The sequence below is a fragment of the Acinetobacter sp. YH01010 genome (assembly GCF_013420775.1).
Taxonomy (GTDB): domain Bacteria; phylum Pseudomonadota; class Gammaproteobacteria; order Pseudomonadales; family Moraxellaceae; genus Acinetobacter; species Acinetobacter amyesii.
In genome coordinates, this window is record NZ_VOYF01000001.1 from 215,347 (window position 1) to 239,643 (window position 24,297).

General features: G+C 40.2%; 23 protein-coding genes. 8 read left to right on the top strand and 15 right to left on the bottom strand.

The features are described from left to right. Positions 1 to 73: 73 nt before the first annotated feature. The 5 genes from FTT77_RS01115 to FTT77_RS01135 all read right to left on the bottom strand — a co-directional run bounded on the left by FTT77_RS01115 (position 74) and on the right by FTT77_RS01135 (position 5,126). Positions 74 to 382 (bottom strand): hypothetical protein, encoded by a 309-nt coding sequence (locus tag FTT77_RS01115; protein WP_078194385.1) that lies wholly within the window; start codon positions 380 to 382, stop codon positions 74 to 76. Between the two features lie 97 nt (positions 383 to 479). Next, positions 480 to 1,283 carry a M48 family metallopeptidase gene (locus FTT77_RS01120; RefSeq protein ID WP_078194387.1) on the bottom strand — a complete coding sequence of 268 codons (804 nt, stop codon included), beginning with the start codon at positions 1,281 to 1,283 and terminating at the stop codon, positions 480 to 482. A 514-nt stretch (positions 1,284 to 1,797) separates the two neighbouring features. After that, positions 1,798 to 3,117 carry an adenylosuccinate synthase gene (locus FTT77_RS01125; protein WP_078189071.1) on the bottom strand — a complete coding sequence of 440 codons (1,320 nt, stop codon included), beginning with the start codon at positions 3,115 to 3,117 and terminating at the stop codon, positions 1,798 to 1,800. Between the two features lie 66 nt (positions 3,118 to 3,183). Beyond that, entirely contained in the window at positions 3,184 to 4,350 is a 1,167-nt protein-coding gene (locus tag FTT77_RS01130; protein WP_180074063.1) for an ATP phosphoribosyltransferase regulatory subunit, read from the bottom strand. 320 nt (positions 4,351 to 4,670) lie between these two features. Further along, a complete protein-coding gene (locus tag FTT77_RS01135) occupies positions 4,671 to 5,126 on the bottom strand; it encodes an Lrp/AsnC family transcriptional regulator (RefSeq protein WP_180009416.1) in 456 nt (151 codons plus the stop codon). Positions 5,127 to 5,268: 142 nt separating this feature from the next. Between FTT77_RS01135 and FTT77_RS01140 the strand changes: the two genes are divergently transcribed. Beyond that, positions 5,269 to 6,015 (top strand): AzlC family ABC transporter permease, encoded by a 747-nt coding sequence (locus FTT77_RS01140; RefSeq protein WP_180074064.1) that lies wholly within the window; start codon positions 5,269 to 5,271, stop codon positions 6,013 to 6,015. After that, complete coding sequence (locus FTT77_RS01145) at positions 6,012 to 6,311, top strand: AzlD family protein (protein WP_180108764.1); 300 nt, start codon at positions 6,012 to 6,014, stop codon at positions 6,309 to 6,311. The genes FTT77_RS01140 and FTT77_RS01145 overlap by 4 nt, the downstream gene beginning before the upstream one ends. A 158-nt stretch (positions 6,312 to 6,469) precedes the next feature. On the opposite strand, the gene FTT77_RS01150 is transcribed toward FTT77_RS01145, so the two are convergent. After that, positions 6,470 to 6,772, bottom strand: a complete 303-nt coding sequence (locus FTT77_RS01150; RefSeq protein WP_180108790.1) for a hypothetical protein — start codon at positions 6,770 to 6,772, stop codon at positions 6,470 to 6,472. Positions 6,773 to 6,972: 200 nt separating this feature from the next. Further along, positions 6,973 to 8,001 (bottom strand): type I glyceraldehyde-3-phosphate dehydrogenase, encoded by a 1,029-nt coding sequence (locus FTT77_RS01155; RefSeq protein ID WP_180108765.1) that lies wholly within the window; start codon positions 7,999 to 8,001, stop codon positions 6,973 to 6,975. A gap of 573 nt (positions 8,002 to 8,574) precedes the next feature. On the opposite strand from FTT77_RS01155, the gene alaS reads away from it, so the two are divergent. The 3 genes from alaS (at position 8,575) to csrA (ending at position 13,399) form a co-directional block, all read left to right on the top strand. After that, complete coding sequence (alaS, locus tag FTT77_RS01160; protein WP_180009412.1) at positions 8,575 to 11,268, top strand: alanine--tRNA ligase; 2,694 nt, start codon at positions 8,575 to 8,577, stop codon at positions 11,266 to 11,268. 346 nt (positions 11,269 to 11,614) lie between these two features. Beyond that, positions 11,615 to 12,895, top strand: coding sequence for an aspartate kinase (locus FTT77_RS01165; RefSeq protein ID WP_078189079.1), 1,281 nt, complete (start codon positions 11,615 to 11,617; stop codon positions 12,893 to 12,895). Positions 12,896 to 13,144: 249 nt separating this feature from the next. Beyond that, positions 13,145 to 13,399 (top strand): carbon storage regulator CsrA, encoded by a 255-nt coding sequence (gene csrA / locus FTT77_RS01170; RefSeq protein ID WP_078189080.1) that lies wholly within the window; start codon positions 13,145 to 13,147, stop codon positions 13,397 to 13,399. Positions 13,400 to 13,490: 91 nt separating this feature from the next. Here the strand turns inward: csrA and rnhB are convergent, their stop codons facing one another. Next, positions 13,491 to 14,060, bottom strand: a complete 570-nt coding sequence (gene rnhB / locus FTT77_RS01175) for a ribonuclease HII (protein ID WP_168379347.1) — start codon at positions 14,058 to 14,060, stop codon at positions 13,491 to 13,493. Between the two features lie 93 nt (positions 14,061 to 14,153). Next, positions 14,154 to 14,540, bottom strand: a complete 387-nt coding sequence (locus FTT77_RS01180; RefSeq protein WP_168379346.1) for a hypothetical protein — start codon at positions 14,538 to 14,540, stop codon at positions 14,154 to 14,156. A 212-nt stretch (positions 14,541 to 14,752) separates the two neighbouring features. Here FTT77_RS01180 and FTT77_RS01185 point away from each other — a divergent pair, with 212 nt between their 5' ends. After that, positions 14,753 to 15,310, top strand: coding sequence for a cytochrome b (locus tag FTT77_RS01185; protein ID WP_180108766.1), 558 nt, complete (start codon positions 14,753 to 14,755; stop codon positions 15,308 to 15,310). A 52-nt stretch (positions 15,311 to 15,362) separates the two neighbouring features. Here the strand turns inward: FTT77_RS01185 and FTT77_RS01190 are convergent, their stop codons facing one another. The 4 genes from FTT77_RS01190 to yaaA all read right to left on the bottom strand — a co-directional run bounded on the left by FTT77_RS01190 (position 15,363) and on the right by yaaA (position 19,924). Then, positions 15,363 to 15,737: a hypothetical protein gene (locus FTT77_RS01190; protein ID WP_180108767.1), complete on the bottom strand. Its 375-nt coding sequence runs from the start codon at positions 15,735 to 15,737 to the stop codon at positions 15,363 to 15,365. 56 nt (positions 15,738 to 15,793) lie between these two features. Beyond that, on the bottom strand, positions 15,794 to 16,795 hold the full coding sequence (locus FTT77_RS01195; protein ID WP_180108768.1) for an adenosine deaminase: 1,002 nt from the start codon (positions 16,793 to 16,795) through the stop codon (positions 15,794 to 15,796). A gap of 66 nt (positions 16,796 to 16,861) precedes the next feature. Continuing rightward, positions 16,862 to 18,184 (bottom strand): NCS2 family permease, encoded by a 1,323-nt coding sequence (locus FTT77_RS01200; protein ID WP_078189086.1) that lies wholly within the window; start codon positions 18,182 to 18,184, stop codon positions 16,862 to 16,864. Positions 18,185 to 19,141: 957 nt separating this feature from the next. Next, positions 19,142 to 19,924 (bottom strand): peroxide stress protein YaaA, encoded by a 783-nt coding sequence (gene yaaA / locus FTT77_RS01205; RefSeq protein WP_078189087.1) that lies wholly within the window; start codon positions 19,922 to 19,924, stop codon positions 19,142 to 19,144. A gap of 124 nt (positions 19,925 to 20,048) precedes the next feature. On the opposite strand from yaaA, the gene FTT77_RS01210 reads away from it, so the two are divergent. Together FTT77_RS01210 and FTT77_RS01215 are read left to right on the top strand one after the other, a co-directional pair. Beyond that, positions 20,049 to 20,675, top strand: a complete 627-nt coding sequence (locus FTT77_RS01210; RefSeq protein WP_078189088.1) for an alpha/beta hydrolase — start codon at positions 20,049 to 20,051, stop codon at positions 20,673 to 20,675. 280 nt (positions 20,676 to 20,955) lie between these two features. After that, the gene (locus FTT77_RS01215; protein WP_078194408.1) at positions 20,956 to 21,480 is read left to right on the top strand and encodes a hypothetical protein; all 525 of its coding nucleotides are present in this window, start codon (positions 20,956 to 20,958) and stop codon (positions 21,478 to 21,480) included. 83 nt (positions 21,481 to 21,563) lie between these two features. On the opposite strand, the gene FTT77_RS01220 is transcribed toward FTT77_RS01215, so the two are convergent. Both FTT77_RS01220 and FTT77_RS01225 read right to left on the bottom strand, forming a co-directional pair. Continuing rightward, on the bottom strand, positions 21,564 to 21,935 hold the full coding sequence (locus FTT77_RS01220) for a hypothetical protein (RefSeq protein WP_180020847.1): 372 nt from the start codon (positions 21,933 to 21,935) through the stop codon (positions 21,564 to 21,566). Positions 21,936 to 22,047: 112 nt separating this feature from the next. Continuing rightward, positions 22,048 to 24,297 (bottom strand): bifunctional prephenate dehydrogenase/3-phosphoshikimate 1-carboxyvinyltransferase, encoded by a 2,250-nt coding sequence (locus FTT77_RS01225; RefSeq protein WP_180020845.1) that lies wholly within the window; start codon positions 24,295 to 24,297, stop codon positions 22,048 to 22,050.

The following is a 24,297-nucleotide window of genomic DNA, read 5'->3' on the forward strand; positions in this document are numbered from 1 at the left end:
GGATATTATATTCTTATGGTTTGGAGCTTAAAACGAAGTTGTAGCGACTTATAATAGTATTTATGTAATTTTTTTAAGCCGAAAATTGAAGAACCAACCAATAGATTAAACAAACCACATTCAAGCCCAAATACACATGCATTAATGGCTTAATTTTTTCTTCTAACTGCACATTTTTTCGCTTAAAAAATAAGACAGCATTTTGTATCAAAACTATGGGCACAAGAATACAGGCAATAATCACCGACAACCCAATCAGGGCTTGATAAATTAATTGTGGATCTTGAGTTTGGGCACGAATGATCATCATAGCAATAGTGGGTGCTCCCCCCATCGCAAATAATAAAGAATAAAAAATGGTGGTCGAAATATTCTTTTGCATCCTGCACTTCTCTTCCTAATTCAAATTGCATTTTAGCAACTCAACACAAAGTGTGTAGCGTACTAAAATGCAACTTTAGTCTTGAAAACCGCAGATATTAACGACGTACACTCGAAGGTGTCGCATTTTTATAATATTGCTGCGCTTCCGGCATCATTTTTTGCATAGCAGCAATACGGTCATTATTGCTTGGGTGTGTAGACATAAATTTGCTCAGTGCGTCGTTGCCACTGTTATCATTCGCATTCATTTTTTTCCACAATGAAATCGCCGCTTCTGGATTGTATCCAGCCTTTGCCATCATCACTAGGCCACCTTTATCCGCGCGACTTTCCAAATTACGTGAATACGGCAAGCCCACACCAAATTGACTACCCAAATCAAGCAAGGTTGCACCATAGCCGCCTGCAGCATTACCTACGTATTGTGAACCTATACTCACTGCAAGATTGGTCAGTGCTGAAGCGCCAATTTTATTTTTTGCATGTTCTTCTAAAGCATGAACCATTTCGTGACCCATGATTGCTGCGACTTCATCATCCGTGAGTTTGAGGGTTTCGACGATTCCTGTATAGAAAACAACTTTCCCGCCGGGTGCAACATAGGCATTGATTTCTTTAGACTTGATTACGGCAACTTTCCAATCAAAAGCCTGACCCGTTTGATTCATCTGATCTGCAAATGGTTTCATTTTCCAGAAAACACGGTTTACTTTTTGATAAGTCGCAGACTTGGTATCGAGCACTTGTTTGGTCTGTGCGTCTTTCAGCATTGCGTTATAAGACTGTGTTGCCTGTAAGTTCAAAGATGCAGAATCAGCACCTGCAAGATCAGCAATCGTGGTACAACCTGATAAAGAAGCTGCTACGGCAAAGCATGCCAAAGATTTTTTATAATTCATCATGATCTCTAGTTATTTATAAAGAGTGTCAAATATATACAAAAAATTGACTGACTCAATATTTTTATGCTTATTTTTTTCAAAATCTTTATTTTTCCATTATTTAAATTTAATATCTGATGTTACCCCGTAAAAATAATTTCACATTTTTTAAATACTTTTAAGTATATTCAACGGAGTCTTACATCTTGGGTTTAAATACAGGGATTAGCCTTCGGCTGGAGGTATTTTTGTTTTGGCAAAAGTACCCAAAACCATTATCATCCGCAAAACTCGTTCACTAGTGTCAAAATATTTACAGTATTGCAAAAACATTTTTAATTAAAAGTAGTCCTGTCTCAAACACTTGCGGATGAATTATCGCGTATCATTCTTTTATTTGAATCAAATGGCACTTCGGATGTTACTGAGTACTATCAGTTTATAATACATGCCGTTTTTTGAAGTTATGTTCTTCGCTATATAAAAAAAGCCCCGCTTTCGCGAGGCTTTTACATCTTAATTCAACAGCACATTATGCGTCGAATGGATGACGTAATACGATTGTTTCATCACGGTCTGGACCAGTTGAAATGATGTCGATTGGACATTCAATCAATTGCTCTAAACGTTTCACATAGTTAATTGCATTTTGTGGCAATTGATCTAGTGATTTCGCACCGAAAGTAGACTCAGACCAACCTGGCATAGTTTCGTAGATCGGTTTTAAAGTTTCAAATGCAAGCGCATCAGAAGAACCTACACAACCAGAATCAGCTGCTTCGTAACCTACACAGATTTTCACTTCTTCTAAACCATCTAGAACGTCTAGTTTAGTTAAGCAAATACCAGAAAGTGAGTTTACTTCTACTGAACGACGTAGAATTTCAGCATCGAACCAACCACAACGACGTTGACGGCCAGTAGACGCACCAAATTCAGAACCCACTGTACCTAAGTGTTTACCGATTGCATCACCAACATCGTTAGCAGCATCATAAACAAGTTCAGTTGGGAACGGACCAGCACCTACACGAGTTGTGTACGCTTTAGTAATACCCAATACATAGTCAAGGTGTAATGGACCAAGACCTGAACCTGAGCTTACGCCACCAGCAGTCGTATTTGAAGAAGTAACGTACGGATATGTACCGTGGTCAACGTCAAGAAGTGAACCTTGCGCACCTTCAAACATGATTTTCTTACCCGCTTTACGGTAAGCATGAAGTTCGCCAGTAACGTCCATCACCATAGGTTCGATGACTTTACGCCATTCGTCACATAGAGCGATTACATCTTCAACTTTAACGGCTTCAACACCGAAGAATTGAGTCAATTGGAAGTTATGGTATTCAAGAAGCTCTTCAAGTTGAGCTTTAAGATGAGCACCACCACGAACCAAGTCAGCAACACGGATTGCACGACGGGCCACTTTGTCTTCGTATGCAGGACCGATACCACGACCTGTTGTACCAATTTTCGCATTGCCACGTTTTTTCTCACGTGCTTGGTCAAGGGCGATATGGTGTGGAAGGATCAATGGGCAGTTTGGAGAAATACGTAGACGTTCACGTACAGGCACGCCTTCTTTTTCTAAAACTTCCATTTCATGGATTAAAGCTTCAGGTGATAAAACAACACCATTACCAATTAAGCACAATACGTTGTCACGTAAAATACCAGATGGAATGAGGTGTAATACAGTTTTCTTACCACCAACCACAAGTGTATGACCTGCGTTGTGTCCACCTTGATAGCGAACTACCGCAGCCGCTTGATCTGTGAGCAGGTCGACGATCTTACCTTTACCTTCGTCGCCCCATTGGGTACCAAGTACCACAACATTCTTGCCCATAATAGCCTCATTGCATCATGCTGTTAAAATTGGAAAAAACGTGTGTGCCCGCAGGCACATCCGCGATTAAATTTGTTTGATTGTCCACTCGCCATTTGCATTCACCAACTGGTGCGTTGCATACGGTGCTGAGCTTAAATCATCATTACCTAACAATTGAACCACACTGAATCCTTCGGTACGTGCTGCCTCAATTGCCTTTAATAAATCTGCTTCGATGCCTTTTGGTGCAACCAAAACTTGGCTTTTCTGAACTTGACCTGCAGTTAATGCATATAGGTCACAAGAAAAACCTGTAGCTGGACGCGCACGACCGAAGTGTTCACCAATACCGTCATAGCGACCGCCTTGAGCCAATGGCGCAGCACGGTTTGGCGCATATACGGCATACATTAAACCAGTGTGATAGTGATATGAACGAAGTTCAACCACATCAATACCAATGTGTAAGTCTGGCCAACGGGCTTGGATTGCCGCTTGAGTCGATTTCACTGCATCAAAAGCCAGTTTAAATGCTTCGTTATTTAAAACTTCAGCACTTAAATTTGCTTGTAACGCATCTAAATCACTTGCAAAACGACCTAAAGTATAAAAGTCAGCACCATTTGGAATGCTTTGTGTGAATTCAGCAAGTTCAGGTAGCGCTTTACGTTGATACAAGTCAGATAACTGACGTTCAACTGCTTTGCTCAAGCCAGCTTGTTTCACCATGCTGCGGAATAAACCGACATGCCCTAAATCAAGATGGATACCATCTGCATGACCTGCTTTAGCAAGCAAGTTGATCATGACATCAATCAGTTCAACGTCAGCATCAATGCTGTCTGAACCAAATAATTCAGCACCTAACTGTAAAGGTGCACGTGTGGTATTAAAACCCTGTGGCTTAGTATGTAGTACTGTACCAGCGTAGCAATAACGAGCTACACCTTCGACAGGATGTACATGCGCATCAATACGAGCCACTTGTGGTGTCATATCGGCACGCACACCAAGCAAACGACCTGAAAGTTGGTCGATCACTTTAAAAGTGGCTAAGTCTAAATCTTGATTCGATTCTGAAAGAGAAGATAGAGATTCGATGTATTCAATGAATGGCGTGTACACCAACTGATAACCTCGAGATGCGAGGAAATCTAATGCTTCACGACGCAAAGATTCAATCACTTGCGCCTGTTCTGGCAGTACATCAGCTACACCATCAGGTAATAACCATGTCTCTGAAATGGGCATGTTGTAAACCTAAATTCTTGTCAGCGCGGAACAAATCCGCATAAAAAAATCGGGAGCACACCCGATTTCTCCTAGTTTAGCACGATAGTTTTACGCTTGCACACGACTTTTTCATAAAAGATGCTTCAGCATTCATTACTTCATCCACAGCTTTAACTTTTACAACTAAATCCATGTTTATGCTTCTATTTTAAAATCCTATGAACGTTATTTTTTAACCATTTGATAAAAAATAATAAGCATCCTACTTTCTATAGATGAAGTTTTAAACAAAGTTATAAATATGATCAGGCTCAATAACTTCATTTAAGACTAGAGCATCAATCCAAAGGAAGCGCTGTGGTTAGTTTAACAGCCTGTAACGGTATCTCTGTTTTTACATTTTGCACACTGGCGATCTGCGTTAAATGATGAATCTGAAACTTTCGATAGGCTTCTAAATCTGCCACGACGATACGTAAGAAAAAGTCACAATCTCCTGCCATGAGTTGACATTCAATCACCTCAGGCATCGTTTGAATCGCTGCGACAAAATCATTCACGGTTTTTGCATCTTGACCTTTTAGCCAAATCCGCGCAAATACCGTTAAACTTAAATTCAATTTTGACTGATTCAGTAAAGCCACATATTTCTCAATATAGCCTTCATCTTCTAGTTGCTTAACCCGTCTCAAACACGGCGAAGGTGATAAACCAACTAGTTGGGCCAATTCATTATTTTGTAGTTTTCCATTTTGCTGTAATGCTTGCAAAATGCGTTTATCTATCTGATCCATCAATAAAGGCACTAAATTTCACAATAATCTTTATTTTAGCAATTTCATTGCACAATAAAAGCAATCTTTCACAAAACAGCTGCCAAATGCTGCTCAGATATCCATAAAATATTGCTTTCGATCTCGCTTCATGGAAAACGTCATGTTGATGTTTAGACAAAGTACACTCAATCATACCCATTCACAGCATTCTATTGAGTTTAAACGAGGTCTAAAAACATCTATTCCAATGCTGCTGGGCATTATTCCTTTTGCATTAGTTCTGGGTGCTCAGGCAACACATAAAGGCTTTTCTAGTTTAGAAGTTCCGCTTTTGACTGGTCTTAACTTTGCAGGTGGTTCTGAATTTGCCATTTTGCAAGTTTGGACCAATCCCCCTAATATTCTCATGCTGATGTTTATTACGTTTTTAGTGAATAGTCGGCACCTATTAATGGGGGCGAGCCTTGTCCCGTATTTACGACATCTCCCGAATCGCACGGTTTATACCGCTTTATTTTTTATGTGCGATGAAAGTTGGGCCGTAGGTTTGGCCGATGCGCAAAAAAAATCTAATGCTTTGGGAATTCAGCGCGCCTTTAGTTTAATGTTCTATGCAGGCTTATGCTGTGCTCTATATTTGATGTGGGTCGGCTTTACCACTTTAGGAGCAATGATCGGACCGATACTTGGCGATATTAGTCGACTTGGTTTTGATATGGCCTTCCCTGCTGTATTTCTTGTTTTACTACGTGGCATGTGGAAAGGCTTTAAAGCGGCGCGTCCATGGCTGGTCAGTTTGATTGCCGCATCTCTGGCTTATTTGTATCTCCCTGCGGGCTGGTATGTTCCGATTGGCGCAGTTACGGGTATTGCTTCTGCATTTTTCCTAATTGGAGATGATGTATGATCCACTCTAGCACCCTGATCGCGATTCTATTTATTGCCTTAACCACTTACCTGACCCGTATCTTGGGTTATGTGTTACTGAAAAACCGTAGCCTCACCAACAAACAACGTCAAATTATGGAAGTTGTTCCCGGCTGTGTGTTGATCTCAGTGATCGCGCCTTATTTTGTTAAAGATAATCCTGCCGATCTGATCTCGATGGCCATTATGCTATTTGCAGCATCACGTTTTTCATTATTGCCTACCGTTGTGATTAGCATGCTTTCAGCAGCCGTGTTAAGACAAATTTTGATTTAGTCCCATACGATCATATGTTGAAAAACGCGTGAACTACGATTTGAACCCAATGACAATAAATATTGAGAATCATCTTATTGGATAAAAAAATACCCATACCTTGAGATTACATGCTTCATGCAGATATCGAGCTATGGGCAGTCTTCTTTATCTTTCGATTAGCTTTGATCGGTTTTGACCACTTTTGCCAAAAGGTTCACCAACTCTGCATTTTGCAATTCAACTTGCTGTAATTTGTGAGTGGTTTGATCTAATACTTCTTGCTGGATATGCATTTTCTTTGCAAGGTCTTGCATAATTTCCAAGGTCTTTTTCAGGTTGGCTTCTAGATGCACCACTTTTTCCTCGAGTGGCAAGGTTTCATGCGCGGTAGATTGCGATACGTCACGATTAAACTGTAGCCAAATTAAAAATATAACCGCCAGCGCCAATAATAAAATAAATCCCCAAATTAACATCAACATCATGCTCAATACTCTTTATATATTTCTTTGACTTTCATCTTAAACAATAAATCGGCTGTGCTTGAATATTTTTTAAAGTTTTTCAATATTTTCGAGATACATCAACGAGATTACGCATGATTTTTCATCTAATTTTAGAAAATAAAAAAACACCTACAAGCTAGTAGATGTTTTCTATATTGGATAAGTTTGAATTTTTATAAAGAGTGAAAACTTTCACATAAATCGAGCAAGCGGTTCGCATAGCCCCATTCATTGTCATACCATGCGAAAACTTTTGCTTGCTTTCCTACCACCATGGTTTGATTCAAATCGACAATCAATGAATAAGGTGAATGATTAAAATCACTTGAGACCAAAGGTTCATCGGTTACTGACATAATTTCATGATAATCAAAACGTGCAGCTTTGCTTAACACTGCATTTAACTCATGCTTGGTGATAAGCGATTGGGACACAAAACTTAAATCGATTGCAGCAACATTGATAGTCGGTACACGAATCGAATAGCCATCGATTCGATCTTCCATTTTCGGCATGACCCGTTTCAATGCCCCTAGAGCTGAAGACGTCGTTGGAATAATATTTTGACCCGAAGCTCGCGCACGACGTAAGTCACGATGTGCATGATCCAATACAGACTGATCCGCAGTCACAGCATGAATTTCTGTCATGAGTGCTGTGTCTATACCAAAGGCATCATCAATAATTTTGACTAAAGGCACCAAAGCCTGCGTGGTACACGACACACTCGAAATAATTTGATCCGTCACTTTGACTTCATGATGATTAACACCATACACAATCGCAGCATCAACACTGTCAAACGGCGCCGCACCAATAATCACACGTTTGGCACCTGCACCAATATGTTGTGTGGCTGCCTCTCGCGATCTAAATAAACCTGTGCATTCAAGTACCACATCGACATTCAGTTGCTGCCAAGGCAAAAGACTCGGCTGTGCTTCATTTAAAACTTGCACTTTGAGATGCGCTTGAGCACAAGAGATATCTAGAAAAATAGCGCCATCTTGTTCAAGAATTTCGACTTGGCCTGCAAAACGACCATGCGTGGTGTCATATTTAAACAAATGCACCATGGTTTCCACATCAGCGACATCATTTATGGCAACAATTTCATAATGAAATTCTTTTGGATTTTCAAACCAAGCGCGTAATACATTGCGTCCGATTCGACCAAATCCATTAATTGCCACTCGCTGCATGACTTACCCTTCATTTTGAAACAGTTATAAAGCGCTTATATATTAAAGGATTTCAACATGAAAACGTTATCATTTATTCGTTTAATGCTTATTGGGCTATATTTTTATAAACCGTTAGCGCCTGTATAAATCCAAATATTAGCTTCACTGAAAATGTACAGCACCAAGATCAAGTTCAATCACTCTTAATAAAATGGATACAAACATGCAATTTTCCCAATGAACTGAAAAATATAAATGCAAAACACCTTCATGTAGACCATTCATCAACATGTTGAATTTGAACTTTTAAAACTTTTCAAGACATATAAATAAAACGCCGAAAACAGTGCTCACTAGATTAATCAATAAATACTTTCAGCGTTCCAAAGGTTTAAAAATCTAAAAATATAGGTGCTAAATTTAAAACATATAAAAAGTCATAGAGATAGCCGAAAATCATTGGTCACTACACCTTTTTCCGTTATAATTTAGCGTTTTTAAATTTTATGTCAGCATCTCAAGCCAGCTTTAAATTTTTGTAAGACTTGCTTGATATGCTATTACCAAATCGAAATTAGGAGAGACTTGGTTGTGAGTACTCGTTTTATGACATCAGCTGAAATTCGCGAAGCTTTTTTAAGCTACTTTGAATCGCAAGGGCATACACGTGTCGCGTCGAGTTCTCTGGTACCTGCCAACGACCCAACACTATTGTTCACAAATGCTGGTATGAACCAGTTTAAAGACTGCTTCCTTGGTCTTGAAAAACGTGACTACGTTCGTGCAACTTCTTCACAAAAATGTGTCCGTGCTGGCGGTAAACACAACGACTTAGACAACGTTGGTTATACAGCACGTCACCACACATTCTTTGAAATGTTGGGTAACTTCTCATTTGGTGACTACTTCAAACGTGATGCCATCACATTTGCTTGGGATTTCTTAACCAACGAAAAATGGTTAGGTCTGCCAAAAGATAAACTTTATGCCACTGTTTACCATACAGATGACGAAGCATTTGATATCTGGAACAAAGAAATTGGTCTAGACGCTTCACGCATTATCCGTATTGGTGACAACAAAGGCGAAAAATACGCTTCAGATAACTTCTGGGCAATGGGCGATACAGGTCCTTGCGGTCCATGTTCTGAAATCTTCTTTGACCATGGTGACCACATTTGGGGCGGCTTACCGGGCACTCCTGAAGAAGATGGCGATCGTTTCATCGAAATTTGGAACAACGTATTCATGCAGTTCAACCGTACTGCTGATGGTGTTCTGCATGCCCTTCCTGCACCTTCTGTAGATACAGGTATGGGCCTTGAGCGTATTTCTGCAGTTTTACAGCATGTAAACTCAAACTACGAAATTGACCTATTCCAAAACCTACTTAAAGCTGCTGCTGAAATCATTGGTTTAGATACCACTGAACTTGAAGCAAAAGCACAAGCAGAAAACAAACCAGTTGAATACCCTGCTTCACTTAAAGTTGTGGCTGACCATGCACGTTCTTGCTGCTTCTTGATTGCAGACGGTGTTAACCCGTCTAACGAAGGCCGTGGCTATGTACTTCGCCGTATTATCCGTCGTGCAGTACGTCATGGTAACAAATTGGGTGCAACAGGTTCATTCTTCCATAAAATGTTGCAGCCGCTGATCGACGTGATGGGCGCTGCTTATCCTGAGCTTGCTGCACAGCAAGCACGTATCGAAGCACAGCTTTTGAAAGAAGAAGAACAATTCGCAAAAACTTTAGAGCAAGGTTTGAAATTGCTTGAAGGCGAATTGGCTCAACTTAAAGGTTCAGTGATTCCAGGCGAAACTGTATTTAAACTTTACGATACTTACGGCTTCCCGACTGACTTAACAGCAGACATTGCACGTGAACGTGATTTAACGATTGATGAAGCTGGTTTCGAAGTCGAAATGGCGGCTCAACGTCAACGTGCGCGTGATGCTGGTAAATTTGCTGTCGACTACAACTCAATTGTCAAAGTTGAAGGCGAGACTCAATTTGACGGCTATGACGCAACTCAAGGCCAAGGTCAAATTGTTGCAATCTACAAAGACGGCGAACAAGTTGATGAAGTTTTTGAAGGTGACGAAGCACTAATCGTTCTAAACCAAACTCCGTTCTATGCAGAAAGTGGCGGTCAAGTTGGCGATACAGGTATCTTCAAAAACGAAACTGGTATTTTTGAAGTTCAAGACACCAAAAAATCAGGCGGCGCATTTGTACACCAAGGCATCGTGACCATGGGTAACTTAAAAGCGGCTCAAGCGGTTGAAGCGATTGTTAAAGCAGATATCCGTGCAGCAACATCGCGCAACCACTCTGCGACTCACCTGTTGCATGCAGCGCTGCGCCAAGTTTTGGGTACGCACGTACAGCAAAAAGGCTCATTGGTTGCCAGCGAACTTTTACGTTTTGACTTTGCCAATGATCAACCTGTTTCATTTGAACAGCTTCAAGAAATTGAACGCATTGTCAATGCTGAAGTGATTGCCAATACTGCTGTTTCAACTGAACTTTTAGACATCGATGCGGCTAAAGAAAAAGGCGCGATGATGTTGTTCGGTGAGAAATACGGTGACGAAGTACGTGTATTGTCTATGGGTACAACCAAAGATGAGAAAAACTTCTCTATCGAACTTTGTGGCGGTATTCACGTAAAACGCACAGGTGACATCGGCCTATTTAAAATCACTTCTGAAGGCGGTGTTGCTGCAGGCGTACGCCGTATAGAAGCTGTTACAGGCACAAAAGCAGTTGAAGTAGCACAAAAAGCGGATCGTGATATTCATGCAATCAACGATTTGCTAAAAGCTCAAAAAGACCAAACTTTAGAAAAAGTAGAAGCGCTTTCTCACACTGCATCTAGCTTGCAAAAACAAATTGAACAATTGAACCAAAAATTGGCAAGCTTCCAAGCCGCTGAGTTATTGAGTCAAGTTCAAGAGATTGCTGGCCGTAAAACATTAATCACCACGGTTCAAGGTGTAGATGCGAAATCACTTCGCAACTTGCACGACGGTGTGAAATCTAAGTTAGACAATGCTGTGATCGTGATCGCAGCGGTTGATGCCGACAAAGTGAGCCTCATTGCTTCGGTTGCTAAAGAATACACTGCTGCTGTAAAAGCAGGTGACATCATCAAACACCTTGGTCAAGAACTTGGCGGTAAAGGTGGTGGTAAACCTGATATGGCTCAAGGTGGTGCGCCTTATAGCGACAAACTTGAAGCGGTAATGACTGACCTCGTTGCATGGTTAGCTGCAAAATAAGACCAAAAGTCCTATAGCTCAAAGTGACTCACCTCCTTTGAGCAAATCAACAGGTTTAAGCAGTGTGTTTTTTAATGCTGGATCCTGCTTAAACACTGTTGATGCGTGAAAGCGCAAACTCAATCATCATGTTGAAACCAATATTCAACCTCTGGCTAAATGATGAAAATGGAGTCTAAAAGGCTGGGTTCATGTGAATCCCCTGCAGACACAAAGTATCTATTTGAACTCCTCCTACCTTGGAGTTCATAAGCTACGTGGTATATTAAAATCGCGCCGAAGTGCGGTCTTAAAATATGTGTAAGTGCTTTAAGTCTTTAGACTTATTTACTTGGTAAGGATAGTTATGGCATTAATCGTTCAAAAATATGGCGGTACCTCAATGGGTACTCCAGAGCGCATTTTAAATGTTGCTCGTCGTGTAAAGCGTTGGCATGATCACGGTCACAAAGTTGTGGTTGTTGTATCTGCAATGAGTGGCGAAACCAATCGTCTACTTGCTTTAGCGAAAGCCATTACCGAAACACCTGATCCACGCGAATTAGACCAAATGGTGTCTACGGGTGAACAGGTAACGATTTCTATGTTAGCAATGGCACTTAACTCTATTGGTGTTGAAGCTAAATCACTTACAGGTCGTCAAGTTGGTATTAAAACCGACAGCGCATTTACCAAGGCGCGTATTGAAGCGATTGATACAGATGTATTGACTTCAAACCTTGACGCTGGACGTGTCATTGTAGTGGCAGGTTTCCAAGGCTTTGATGCCGAAGGTAACACTACGACTCTAGGTCGTGGTGGTTCTGACACTTCAGGTGTTGCATTGGCAGCTGCACTTAAAGCTGATGAATGTCAGATTTACACAGACGTTGATGGTGTTTACACCACTGACCCTCGTGTCGCTCCAAAAGCGAAAAAAGTTGATCGTATTTCTTTTGAAGAAATGCTTGAAATGGCATCACTTGGTTCTAAAGTCCTTCAAATTCGCTCTGTAGAATTTGCCGGTAAATACCAAGTGCCTTTACGCGTATTATCAAGTTTTGATAATGACGATGATGGCGCATTCGACGAAAACTTTAAACAAAACGTCGGGACACTAATCACCACTGAAGCGGAAGACAACATGGAACAACCAATCATCTCAGGTATCGCGTTCAACCGTGATGAAGCTAAATTAACTATTCTTGGTGTACCGGATAAACCAGGTATCGCTTCAAACATCCTTTCACCAATTGGTGATGCCAATGTTGAAGTGGATATGATTATCCAAAACGTGGAAGAAGACGGTACAACTGATTTCACTTTTACAGTTAACCGTGGTGAATTACCAAAAGCGAAAGCTATTCTTGAAGCGACTGCACAAGAAATTGGTGCACGTGAAGTTGCAACTCGCGCAGACATCGTTAAAGTATCGATTGTTGGTGTTGGTATGCGTTCACACGCTGGTGTAGCAAGCAAAATGTTTACTGCTCTTGCAAAAGAAGGCATTAACATTTTGATGATCTCGACTTCTGAAATCAAAATTTCAGTGATTATCGATGAGAAATACTTAGAGCTTGCTGTACGTGCTCTACACACTGCATTCGGTCTAGATCGTGAAACAGGTGAATCAAGCGCGCGTGCTTAATTAACCTTGCTGTGTGTCAAAATTTGTCATTGTTAGACAGATTTTGAAAAACATCGTAAAAATTCAGAGCCACTATAGTTTTTTTTATAGTGGCTCTGTTATATTAAACCTGAGGATTTTAAAATTTACTCAGTTTGCGACTGTCACAATGATTGTTTCAGATGCACTGCTAAATTTTTTTGCTTTTACAAGTTATGAATTTTACATAACAGATCATTTGCAGGTTTTGCATTTTGCAAGGAGAGAAACATGCTGATTCTGACTCGTCGTGTCGGAGAAACATTAATGATTGGAGACCAAGTTAGCGTGACTGTACTTGGTGTTAAAGGTAATCAGGTTCGTATTGGCGTGAATGCTCCAAAAGAAGTATCTGTTCATCGTGAAGAAATTTACCAACGAATTCAACATGAACGCGCAATGCACGAACATCTCCAAAACATTGATCAAGAATATCAGCCATCTTTTGAAGAAACTGATTATTCACAAAACAACTATAATCGCTAAGATTTAAGTTGTTAAATGATAAAGCGGCTCATTAGGCCGCTTTAAATTTATCTAGAACATGCGTTTACTATATAAGTTCAACTGAGCTTAATTACTGCCCTTCTAGAACTTTACGTACGGGGCCAAAACTGCGGCGATGTTCATCAATCACCCCATACTGTGCAATCGCTTCGAAGTGCGCTTTGGTTGGATAGCCCTTGTGTTTCGCAAAACCATACTGTGGATATTTTGCATCCAGTTCAACCATTTCGTGGTCTCGAGTCACTTTTGCCAAAATACTCGCAGCCGAAATCTCTGGATGAATCGCATCACCGCCCACGATTGCATCACAGCTCATTGCTAAACCGGTTGGGACTTTATTACCATCGACCAACACGTGTTCTGGCTGTACATTGAGTTTTTCCACTGCACGACGCATTGCAAGTAATGATGCTTGCAAAATATTGATCTCATCAATTTCTTGTGCAGAACTTTCAGCAATCGCCCAAGCCAAGGCTTTTTCTTGAATCTCAATAAATAACTTTTCACGTTTTTTTTCAGTGAGTTTTTTAGAATCGTTTAAACCTTCAATCGGGTTATTTGGATCTAAAATGACAGCTGCCGCAACAACCGAACCCACCAATGGACCGCGACCCGCTTCATCTGCACCAGCAATTTTCATATATCTCTCACTCAAAATAAAATACGACCCTTAATTTGGATTTACTGATACTCAGCAAAACCATTGTCAGGGTCGTATAAAATGTTCTAAATCTTAGTTTTTAAATGTTTCAATCACGCAAGCATTTAAAGTATTTGTCACGATTTTAGCCGCAAGATTTGCTTGTGAAGTTTTATCCATTGCTGCTACAACCAAATCCGTTGCAGTCACGCTAGTTGTCGCTTTCTCGCCTACACATGAACACACTTCAGTTTGTAGTTCAGATTTTTGAGTTTCTGTTAATAATTTTGAACCTGTTTTCCAGTAGCTGTTGTTATTTAGCTCAGTCACGCATTTCGCTTGAACACCCACTTTAACCGCCATCATTGCCAAGCTGTTTGCTGAAGTTGTACCTGTAGAACTTGTACCTGTTGTACCAGTCGCAGCACATGCAGAAAGAACAAGCGCTAATGGCGCTAGAACAGCAACTAATTTTTTCACGAATATTTCCTTTGTTCTGTTAATTAACGCGCATATTGTGCCCCAAATCACACACCATCCGATATGACTATTTAAAATAAATTCGGTAATTGTGTAGTTAATCATCAAAGCCTGTGTTGCATATTCACAACACAGTGTCCCGATTTTAAACGACGCATATTTTTGTGGTCTGTATTAGAATCTGCATAAGATTGAACGCTTAAATAATCAACATGAGCAATAACACACAATACTACACTCGAACAGCTCAGGTCTTACATTGGCTGATGGCGATCATATTCATCGTGGCATGGTTCATTGGCTTTTATAGTGGCAATTTTCTGAGTTATGACGTCGATGGTAGCTTTAAAGGGCAAGTCATTACCCTCCATAAAAATATTGCGACTACGATTATTTTTCTGGCGGTGATACGAATCTTTTGGCGCTATACCCACCCCACACCTGAATTACCTGACAGTATGTCATCCGGCATGAAAACCTTGGCACATTTGGGTCATTTAGCACTGTATTTTGTACTACTGGCTTTACCGATTACAGGTTGCTTATTTAGCTGGAGTGCAGGTCACCCTGCCCCTGTCTTGTATTTGTTTGAAATACCACGCTTGGTCCAAGATAATCCTGAATTACTTGCCATCGTGAAACCATTACATATTTGGATTTCTTGGGCAGCAGGCTTGCTCTTAGTGGTTCATATTTTGGCAGCACTGAAACATCATTTTATTGATAAAGACCATGTGCTCAAAAGCATGACACGACAACCAAAACCCTAACAAAGACAAAATAAAAGCCACATTATGTGGCTTTTATTGTGAGCATCATCTTTTAATTCAGCACTTGCTGAGCACAGCCACGCATACTATTCAAAACCGCTTTAGAAATCAGTTTATTCTTTTCAGTTTCATTCACTGCAGCAGTCATCAGATCTTTCGCACCAATATCATCCATAGCATGCTCACTCACGCACTGACAAATCGCAGCTTGATTGTCTTTTTTCTGTTGAGCACTCATAAACAACGCAGCACCTTTCCAAATTTTAGAACTATTTAACTCTTGCGAGCATTGATATTCAATCACGGGCTTTAGCATACGCTGACTTAAACTTGATTTATCTGCAATAGCAGCCGATGAAATCAATACTACGGCTAAAAATGTAATCGATGAGGCAAATATAGAGCGATTTGAATGACAGAAAAGCATGATTTAAACATAAAAAAGGCAGTGAATATTCACTGCCTGAGATTATACGCTGATTATTAATTCAACGCTTCAATCTTTTTAATCCAAGTTTGTTTTTCCGCATCTGAAATAAATGATGCTTCAAAAGAGTTAATTGCCAGTTGCTTTAACTCTGCATTGCTTAAATCAAGCGCTTTGGTGATCGCAACAAAGTTATCATTCATATAGCCACCAAAATAAGATGGATCATCTGAATTGACGGTCACATGCACACCTTGTTGCAATAGTCGGCGAATATTATGATCAGCCATATCATTCACAACACAAAGTTTTAAATTACTCAGCGGGCAAACGGTTAATGGCATTTTCTCTGCAATTAAACGCTGCATTAAGGCTGGATCTTCTTCTGAACGTACACCATGGTCAACACGATTTACTTTCAGTAGATCCAAGGCTTCCCATACGTATTCTGCTGGACCTTCTTCCCCTGCATGCGCAACGATAAGAAAACCTGCTTCACGTGCTTTGGCAAAAACACGTTCGAATTTTGATGGTGGATGACCCACTTCACTCGAATCTAAACCAACACCAATAATTTGATCTTTATATGGTAAAGCTTGTTCTAATGTTGCAAATGCTGCGTCTTCAGATAAATGACGTAAGAAACACATAATCAGATGTGAGCTAATGCCCAGTTTTACTTTGGCATCATCACAAGCGCGTTGTAAGCCATTCAAAACCGTTTCAAAAGCAACACCACGGTCTGTATGGGTTTGTGGGTCGAAGAACATTTCGGTATGAACCACATGATCTTCTGCACATTTTTCAAAATATGCCCATGCCAAATCATAAAAATCTTGCTCATGAATCAGTACATTTGCACCTGCATAATAAATGTCTAAAAAAGACTGTAAATTATGAAAGTTATACGCTTCTTTTAATTCTTCGACTGATTGATAAGGGATTGCAATATTGTTGCGTTGGGCAATTGCAAACATGAGTTCAGGCTCAAATGTCCCTTCAATATGCACATGTAGCTCTGCTTTTGGCAAAGCTCGAATCAGCTCAAGTTGATCCATCTCTTATCCTCATAAAAATAAAAAAGGGTGCAAACTGAGTTTACACCCTTTCGCTGTTTGACAGTATTAACCGCCAAATGCAGCAAATTTCAATGCCCAAAGTACAGCAATAATCCAGACCATATACGGTACAGTTTTCGCTTTACCTGTAAGCAATTTAACTAATGCATAGCTAATGAAGCCCATTGCAATACCGTCTGCAATTGAATACGTGAACGGCATAAACACAATTGTTAAAAATGCAGGGACTGCTTCAGTAATATCATCCCACTCAATATGAACGATACCTTGAATCATCAACACACCAACAAACAACAATGCTGGCGCAGTGGCAAAACCCGGTACAGACTGAGCAAGTGGTGCTAAGAACAATGCCAAAATAAACAATACAGCAACCACAACCGCAGTTAAACCTGTACGACCACCGGCAGCAACACCTGCTGATGATTCAATATAAGGCGTAGTCGAAGACGTACCCAATGCCGCACCCGCAACAATTGCAGATGAGTCAGCAAATAATGCTTTCTTCAAACGTGGTAATTTACCGTCTTTTAATAAGCCTGCACGGTGTGATACACCGACCAATGTACCTGTAGAGTCAAATAAATCAACCAAGAAGAATACAAAGATTACGCCAATCAAACTTGCTGTGAATAGACCTTCGAAGTTCATTTGCATGAATGTTGGAGCGATTGAAGGAATAGCACCTACAACACCTTTAAATTCGTTGAAGCCCAGTAGGGTTGAAATTGCAGTAATCACCAAAATACTGATGATGATTGCACCACGTACTTTGAAGTGATGCATAACCACAACCATCAAGAAGCCAAGTAAAGCCAACAAGACAGACGGCTGTTTTAAATCACCCAGACTAACCAATGTTGCAGGGTTATCAACAATAATGCCGGCATTTTTCAAAGAAACCAGTGCAAGGAATAAACCAATACCGCCGCCGATCGCCAGTTTAAGCGACATTGGAATCGCATTGACAATCGCTTCACGGATTTTGAACATGCTGATAGCGATAAAAACAAGGCCAGAGACAAAAACAGCTGCTAAAGCAGTTTGCCATTCCACGCCCATACCCAAACATACAGAATAGGTAAAGTAAGCGTTTAAGCCCATACCGGGTGCTAAGGCAATTGGATAGTTAGCAACAAGCCCCATCACCAAACAGCCAATGGCTGCTGCTAGACAGGTTGCGACAAAAACAGCGCCATGATCCATACCCGTTTCGGACAAAATCATTGGATTGACAATAATGATGTAACACATTGTCAAGAAAGTAGTTACACCTGCAATGACTTCTGTTTTGAAACTGGTTTTGTTTTCGCTCAGTTTAAACAGACGTTCAAGCATGTTCTCGGAAGATGGATTAGGAGTCGTCATGACCTAGCCCCTATGAAGTAAACTTTATGCATATAAGCATTCCACAAAATTAATCATGTCATGTATTCATCATTAATTTTGTGTATGCCTAAGCAACGAATATGCCAATTCGGCAGATTGTAGGCTTTAAAAAATCCTATTTTCAACAACATACAACACGGTACAAATGTTGAAATTTGCAAACAAAAAAGCTGCATAAACCTATGCAGCTCCTCTATTTATGTCATTTAATTCGTATTTAATATCAATAAATACTGATCAAATTAATTTCGGCAAATTATAACACATTGATTTTTTAATGTTTCCACATTTTCATCGCTTTTCAATTTAGTAAATTTAAGACATTGTTTTCTTTATAAAGTTTCAAATTATTATATATAAAAATAAAATATCAATATTTAAACGAACACTTCAAGACCATGCTTGAGCTCAATGCAAAAGCAGCAAGATTGATTTTTTTTAGCGCATATAAGGTGATGCGCTCAAATCATCATTGAACACCTGATTAATTTCTTGCTGTCGCTTTAACTCTGCATTCTTATAAACACTAAACCCTAAAAACACAATGCTGAGTATAAAAATTGGTATCAGTATTTTTTTCATAACAAAATTTTATTCATGTTTAAATATTTAACTATAATAACAAAAAACTTAAACAAAAAAGTGATGTATTTCACAATTTTATATCTTATTAAGTCATTTAATAAGCTATTTGTTCGATCAATGTTAACTTTGTAATATATTTTAGACTGATAGACAAGATAATAACTGAATGTTTTTTCGAAGCCTTTTCCGCAAAAAGCCTCAAATCATAGATCATTTCACCTGCGAAATTTAAAGCACGATCAATTTCACAGACCCACCATTACATCTCGAATGAAGAAGATAAAAAAAGCCGCTGAGTTCTAAGCAGCGGCTATTCATATTCTTTTCGGTCTAAGTTTTTCAATTTCGAAATTAAGCGGCTTGTTGTTCGTCTCGCTTAAAGACCAATTCGCCCTTTAAGCTACTCTCTGCATCGAAATAATAACCATCGGTATTGAACGACTTGATATCTTCAATACGTTCAATTTTATTTTCCAACAAATAACGCGCCATTAGGCCACGTGCTTTTTTGGCATAGAAGCTGATGACTTTATATTTGCCGTTCTTTTGATCCAGAAAAACAGGTTTGATGATTTCGGCTTTAATTTTTGATTCTTTGACCGACTTATAGTATTCATCTGAAGCGATGTTGACCAAAAGTTCAGAGCCGGCTTTTTCCAAATCGTCATTGATGAGATTGGTGATTGTATTATCCCAAAACTCGTACAAGTTATGTCCACGTGGGTTTTGCAACTTGGTCCCCATCTCTAAACGATATGGCATCATTAAATCCAGTGGACGCAATAAACCGTAGAGACCCGAGAGCATACGCAAATGGGTTTGTGCGTATTGAAGGTCAGTATTTGCAAGTTGATAAGCATCTAAACCGGTATACACGTCACCTTTAAAGGCAAAAATTGCTTGACGTGCATTGGCAAAATCAAAATCAGGCTGCCAATCTCGGAAGCGCTCAACATTTAAAGTCGCAATTTTCTCACTGACACTCATCAAGCTTGAAATTTCACTTGCCGACAATTTACGTGCGACTGAGATCAATTCTTCAGAATGATCTAATAGCCGTGGTTGAGTGAATTTTTCAGTCGGTAAAGCGGTTTCGTAATCTAAAGTTTTTGCTGGAGAAATTAAAGCGAGCATAAACATCCTGATTAATTTTTAATTAAACAAACTATAACAGTAGAGTATTTTTAAATCCAATCTGTGTTTTAGATAATATTAATCTGTAAACTATAGACTCTCCCGCTTTCACATTTTAGTCATTATGTCAGAACAAATGTTCATTCAAGGGCCGATGGGTCAACTTGAAATTTTTGTTGATTATCCACAGGGTGAAGTGAAAGGATTCGCGGTAGTTACACACCCTCACCCATTGCAAGGTGGTACACCACAGCACAAAGTCCCTGTGCTTTTAGCGCAAATGTTCTTAGAACGTGGCTATGTTGTTTACCGCCCAAGTTTCCGTGGTTCTGGCCAAAGTGCAGGAATACATGACGAAGGCAATGGTGAAACCAAAGACACTATGCAAGTCATTGAATTTGCTCGCAACCAACATCCGAACCTGCCATTTTATGCAGGCGGTTTTAGTTTTGGTGCAAATGTCATGACTAAATGCTATGCCCTATTGCCAGTAGAATTGCAGCCTGTACAAACTATTTTATGTGGCCTACCAACCACAACAGTTGCAGGTGTGCGTCACTATGTGACTCCGCATATTAAGGGTGATATTTTATTTATTCATGGTGAAGAAGATAATGTCACACTGTTATCTGACTTGATTCAGTGGGCCAAACCACAGCGCCATTTAATCACGGTTTTGCCAGGTGCAAACCACTTCTTTACAGGTTATCTAAAACAGCTTCGTATCGCGATTTCACGCTTTTTAGTATAAAAAATACAAAAAAATGAGTCAGCTTAACTGGCTCATTTTTTTTGCCTAGCGAACGCTCTATTCCCCCAATATTTCAGATAAACTGAACTACTCGCTTGTCGAGTTATCCATTTTTTGCATTAGTAATCACAATTCGTTCAACATGTAATGACTTAAGCCTATGCTCGTTTAATTTTGATTACGCTTCAATTTTTTATCTAAAAACCAATTATTTACTTGTTTAAATAATCAACTACAGAAATAATACCCAGAAAAATTAAGATAAAATTTAGAGGGAAAAATGAAATTTATTGTTGCTGTGATTTTAAGTCTAAGCATTGCAGCTTTGGTCTATTATTTTAATTCAACCCCATCCACAACGACAAATTTGCCAGCGTCTACGGTTGCTGCGAACGATGGTCCCAAAGCCTATTTGACTGCGTCATACAAGATGAATGTCGATGGTCGTGATTTTAGCTTAAAAATGGTCTACGACTTTCCCAACAGCCAAGTGTGTGAAGCCCAACTCAACAGCACTGACACCATGAATATGATTTCAACCTTTAAGCAACGCTGTTCGAGTGACTCGGTGTGTAAAGAAGCTGAAATTTCGTCTTGTTCATCTTTTACCGATCAAAAATATAAAGATATGCTCGATAAAAAATATCATGACACCCATTATATTTATTTAAGCGATAGTAAATTGACTGATCAACGTGGTGTGATCGTGTTTTGGGGACTCAATGAACAAGAGTCAGAAAAAATGTGTGACTATGTGAAAAAGAGCAATCGAACTATTAATCCTATCAATATTGAATGTCTATAACGTTGTAAATACATTCCGTTAAAAAACAAAAAAGCAGCGCTATGCTGCTTTTTTATGGATGATTTTTAATTCAAATTTTCAGATCATTTCGTCATTTGTTTCCATTGAAACTCACTATATGACTCTTCTTCTTTTAAACTGTTTTCGACCGCTTGAGCCAATTGGTTCAATAGACTTTGCTCAGTAATACGATCTAACCAATCTTGGTCTTCATCTGGATAAGAGGTAATTTCACAGACTAGACGACCGGATTCATCCTGCCCCTGACATGTCACTGAAAGTGGCAATTCATGCTGATCGACACTGACTGCAATCTGATCACCACTTTGCGATAACGTTTGAAAGCCATATTTCTCAAGCTTACTTGCTAAAAACTCAGCCACTTGAGTTTGCGTATCAGCACTGCTTTCAACTCGATTTGAATCGCTATGGGCGGTGAATTGTAGTTTTCTCATGTATCTATCCAAAGACATTCTTGTTGTATGGTTTTAGCATAAGCAATTAAAACCAAACAGCCAAGCATTTGCTTGGCTGTTGTTGAATAAATATACAAATTTAGTGAATTATTTATTCACTTACCACAATCGTTAAACCGGCTTGAGTCGCTAGCTCTGTAAATGTCGGGAAGCTGGTCGCAACGGTTTCTGTACCCACGATATTAATTTCACCCGAAGTACGTAAACCTGCCATTGAGAAGCTCATTGCAATACGGTGGTCATGATGTGACTCAATTTGACCACCTGTGAAGATTGCACCCCACTCACCCGTTTTACCTTGACCTTCAATAATGATGCCGTCATCAGTAGGCGTGCAGTCAATACCCATAATTTTTAGGCCATCTGCCATCACTTGAATACGATCCGACTCTTTCACTCGAAGTTCAGCTGCACCGGTCAAAATGGTTTGACCTTCTGCACATGCCGCTGCAATAAACAGTGCTGGAAATTCATCAATCGCCAATGGCACTTGATCTTCTGGCATATGAATGCCTTTAAGCGTGCGTGAACCACGAATACGAATATCTGCAATCGGCTCACCACCAGCGATACGCTCATTTTCAACAGTCAGGTCAGCACCCATCTGTTTTAAAATTTCGATCACACCTGTACGTGTTGGATTAATGCCAACCGCTTCGAGTGTGACATCTGAACCTTCAGTAATCGCTGCACCCACCATAAAGAATGCTGCAGATGAAATGTCAGAGGGTACTTGAATGTCTGTACCGACTAACTTGCCGCCACCTTGAAGTGAAATGCGGTTGCCTTCTGTTTTCACGTCATAACCAAATGCACGAAGCATACGCTCTGAATGGTCACGTGTTGGTTCCGGCTCAGTGACAACAGTTTCACCTTCCGCCCAAAGACCAGCCAACAAAATACCGGATTTTACTTGTGCAGATGCCATTGGTAAGTCGTAATGAATACCTTTCAGGTTTTGACTTCCGGAAATAGACACGGGCGGCGTACCACGCTCACCTGTAGTTTGAATTTGCGCACCCATTTCACGTAATGGTTTGGCAATACGTTCCATTGGACGTTTTGATAATGACGCATCACCCGTCATCACCGAATCAAACTTCTGTGCCGACAACATGCCTGAAAGCAAACGCATTGAAGTGCCTGAGTTACCCATATACAAAGCGCCTGCAGGTGCTTTTAAACCATGCATGCCTACACCATGAATGGTGACTTCGCCATTTTTAGGGCCTTCAATACTCACTCCCATATCACGGAATGCTTGGAGGGTTGCCAAGGCATCTTCACCTTCAAGGAAACCCGTGACATGCGTTGTGCCTTCTGCAATAGCACCAAACATGATAGAGCGATGTGACACAGATTTATCACCTGGCACAGTAAATTTACCTTGGAATTGCTTTGGACCCGGTAAAATTTTGAATTGCTGTGTCGTCACTTTATTTTTCTCCATCAGTGGTTTCTTTGCGAGCATGTGATTGAAATGTTGACGTGCCGCTTGTGCATGCCCCAACAGTCCCATCAACGCTTGTGAGTTTTCATCTTCAATCAGTTTACGAAGAATAGCCAATTGTTTTTCAAAGCCATCTACCGCATTTAAAATTGCCTTTTTATTGGCAAAAAAGATGTCATGCCACATATGTGGGTCGCTTGCAGCAATGCGTGAGAAATCACGAAAACCGCCAGCGGCATAACGGAAAATATCTAGATTATCTTCTCGGTTCGCAAGTTGCTCAACCAAGTTAAATGCCATCAAATGCGGAAGATGACTGGTATGGGCCAACACTTCATCGTGTTTTTCCACATCCATGCAAATCACTTCCGCTTTGGCAGCTTGCCACAATTGAATCAGTTTCTCTACAGCCCAATCTGCACTGCTAGGTAAAGGTGTCAAAATCACTTTGTGATTGGCAAATAAATCCACTTTACCAGCATGCACACCTGTCAGTTCAGCCCCCGCAATCGGATGCCCCGGTACAAAACCAGCAGGTAATTGCTCACCATAGACCGCTTTCGCTGCATCAACGACATTGCCTTTAGTACTTCCAACATCGGTAATAATCGTCTGTTCGGTTAGATAAGGTTTGATCGCCTCAAGGACTTTTTGTGTCGCACGTACAGGCAAAGCCAAGACAACGAGATCTGCACCTTTGACCGCTTCGGCAGGATCGCTATAACCCTGCTGAATAAGCCCTAAAGCTTTTGCATCTTCTAAAGTTTTTTGTGAACGCGTAGACGCTACAATTTCCTTAGCCAAACCTTCAGCAATCATGACGCGAGCTAGGCTTGAGCCAATCAGCCCAAGCCCAATAAAAGCAACTTTTTCAAATAGTGGCACAGACAT

Bases quoted from the DNA above. Each gene is read 5' to 3' on its own strand.
- FTT77_RS01115 (WP_078194385.1), bottom strand. From the start codon at position 382: ATGCAAAAGAATATTTCGACCACCATTTTTTATTCTTTATTATTTGCG.
- FTT77_RS01120 (WP_078194387.1), bottom strand. From the start codon at position 1,283: ATGAATTATAAAAAATCTTTGGCATGCTTTGCCGTAGCAGCTTCTTTA.
- FTT77_RS01125 (WP_078189071.1), bottom strand. From the start codon at position 3,117: ATGGGCAAGAATGTTGTGGTACTTGGTACCCAATGGGGCGACGAAGGT.
- FTT77_RS01130 (WP_180074063.1), bottom strand. From the start codon at position 4,350: ATGCCCATTTCAGAGACATGGTTATTACCTGATGGTGTAGCTGATGTA.
- FTT77_RS01135 (WP_180009416.1), bottom strand. From the start codon at position 5,126: ATGGATCAGATAGATAAACGCATTTTGCAAGCATTACAGCAAAATGGA.
- FTT77_RS01140 (WP_180074064.1), top strand. From the start codon at position 5,269: ATGTTGATGTTTAGACAAAGTACACTCAATCATACCCATTCACAGCAT.
- FTT77_RS01145 (WP_180108764.1), top strand. From the start codon at position 6,012: ATGATCCACTCTAGCACCCTGATCGCGATTCTATTTATTGCCTTAACC.
- FTT77_RS01155 (WP_180108765.1), bottom strand. From the start codon at position 8,001: ATGCAGCGAGTGGCAATTAATGGATTTGGTCGAATCGGACGCAATGTA.
- FTT77_RS01165 (WP_078189079.1), top strand. From the start codon at position 11,615: ATGGCATTAATCGTTCAAAAATATGGCGGTACCTCAATGGGTACTCCA.
- csrA (WP_078189080.1), top strand. From the start codon at position 13,145: ATGCTGATTCTGACTCGTCGTGTCGGAGAAACATTAATGATTGGAGAC.
- rnhB (WP_168379347.1), bottom strand. From the start codon at position 14,060: ATGAAAATTGCTGGTGCAGATGAAGCGGGTCGCGGTCCATTGGTGGGT.
- FTT77_RS01185 (WP_180108766.1), top strand. From the start codon at position 14,753: ATGAGCAATAACACACAATACTACACTCGAACAGCTCAGGTCTTACAT.
- FTT77_RS01190 (WP_180108767.1), bottom strand. From the start codon at position 15,737: ATGCTTTTCTGTCATTCAAATCGCTCTATATTTGCCTCATCGATTACA.
- FTT77_RS01195 (WP_180108768.1), bottom strand. From the start codon at position 16,795: ATGGATCAACTTGAGCTGATTCGAGCTTTGCCAAAAGCAGAGCTACAT.
- FTT77_RS01200 (WP_078189086.1), bottom strand. From the start codon at position 18,184: ATGACGACTCCTAATCCATCTTCCGAGAACATGCTTGAACGTCTGTTT.
- yaaA (WP_078189087.1), bottom strand. From the start codon at position 19,924: ATGCTCGCTTTAATTTCTCCAGCAAAAACTTTAGATTACGAAACCGCT.
- FTT77_RS01210 (WP_078189088.1), top strand. From the start codon at position 20,049: ATGTCAGAACAAATGTTCATTCAAGGGCCGATGGGTCAACTTGAAATT.
- FTT77_RS01215 (WP_078194408.1), top strand. From the start codon at position 20,956: ATGAAATTTATTGTTGCTGTGATTTTAAGTCTAAGCATTGCAGCTTTG.
- FTT77_RS01220 (WP_180020847.1), bottom strand. From the start codon at position 21,935: ATGAGAAAACTACAATTCACCGCCCATAGCGATTCAAATCGAGTTGAA.
- FTT77_RS01225 (WP_180020845.1), bottom strand. From the start codon at position 24,297: ATGTCTGTGCCACTATTTGAAAAAGTTGCTTTTATTGGGCTTGGGCTG.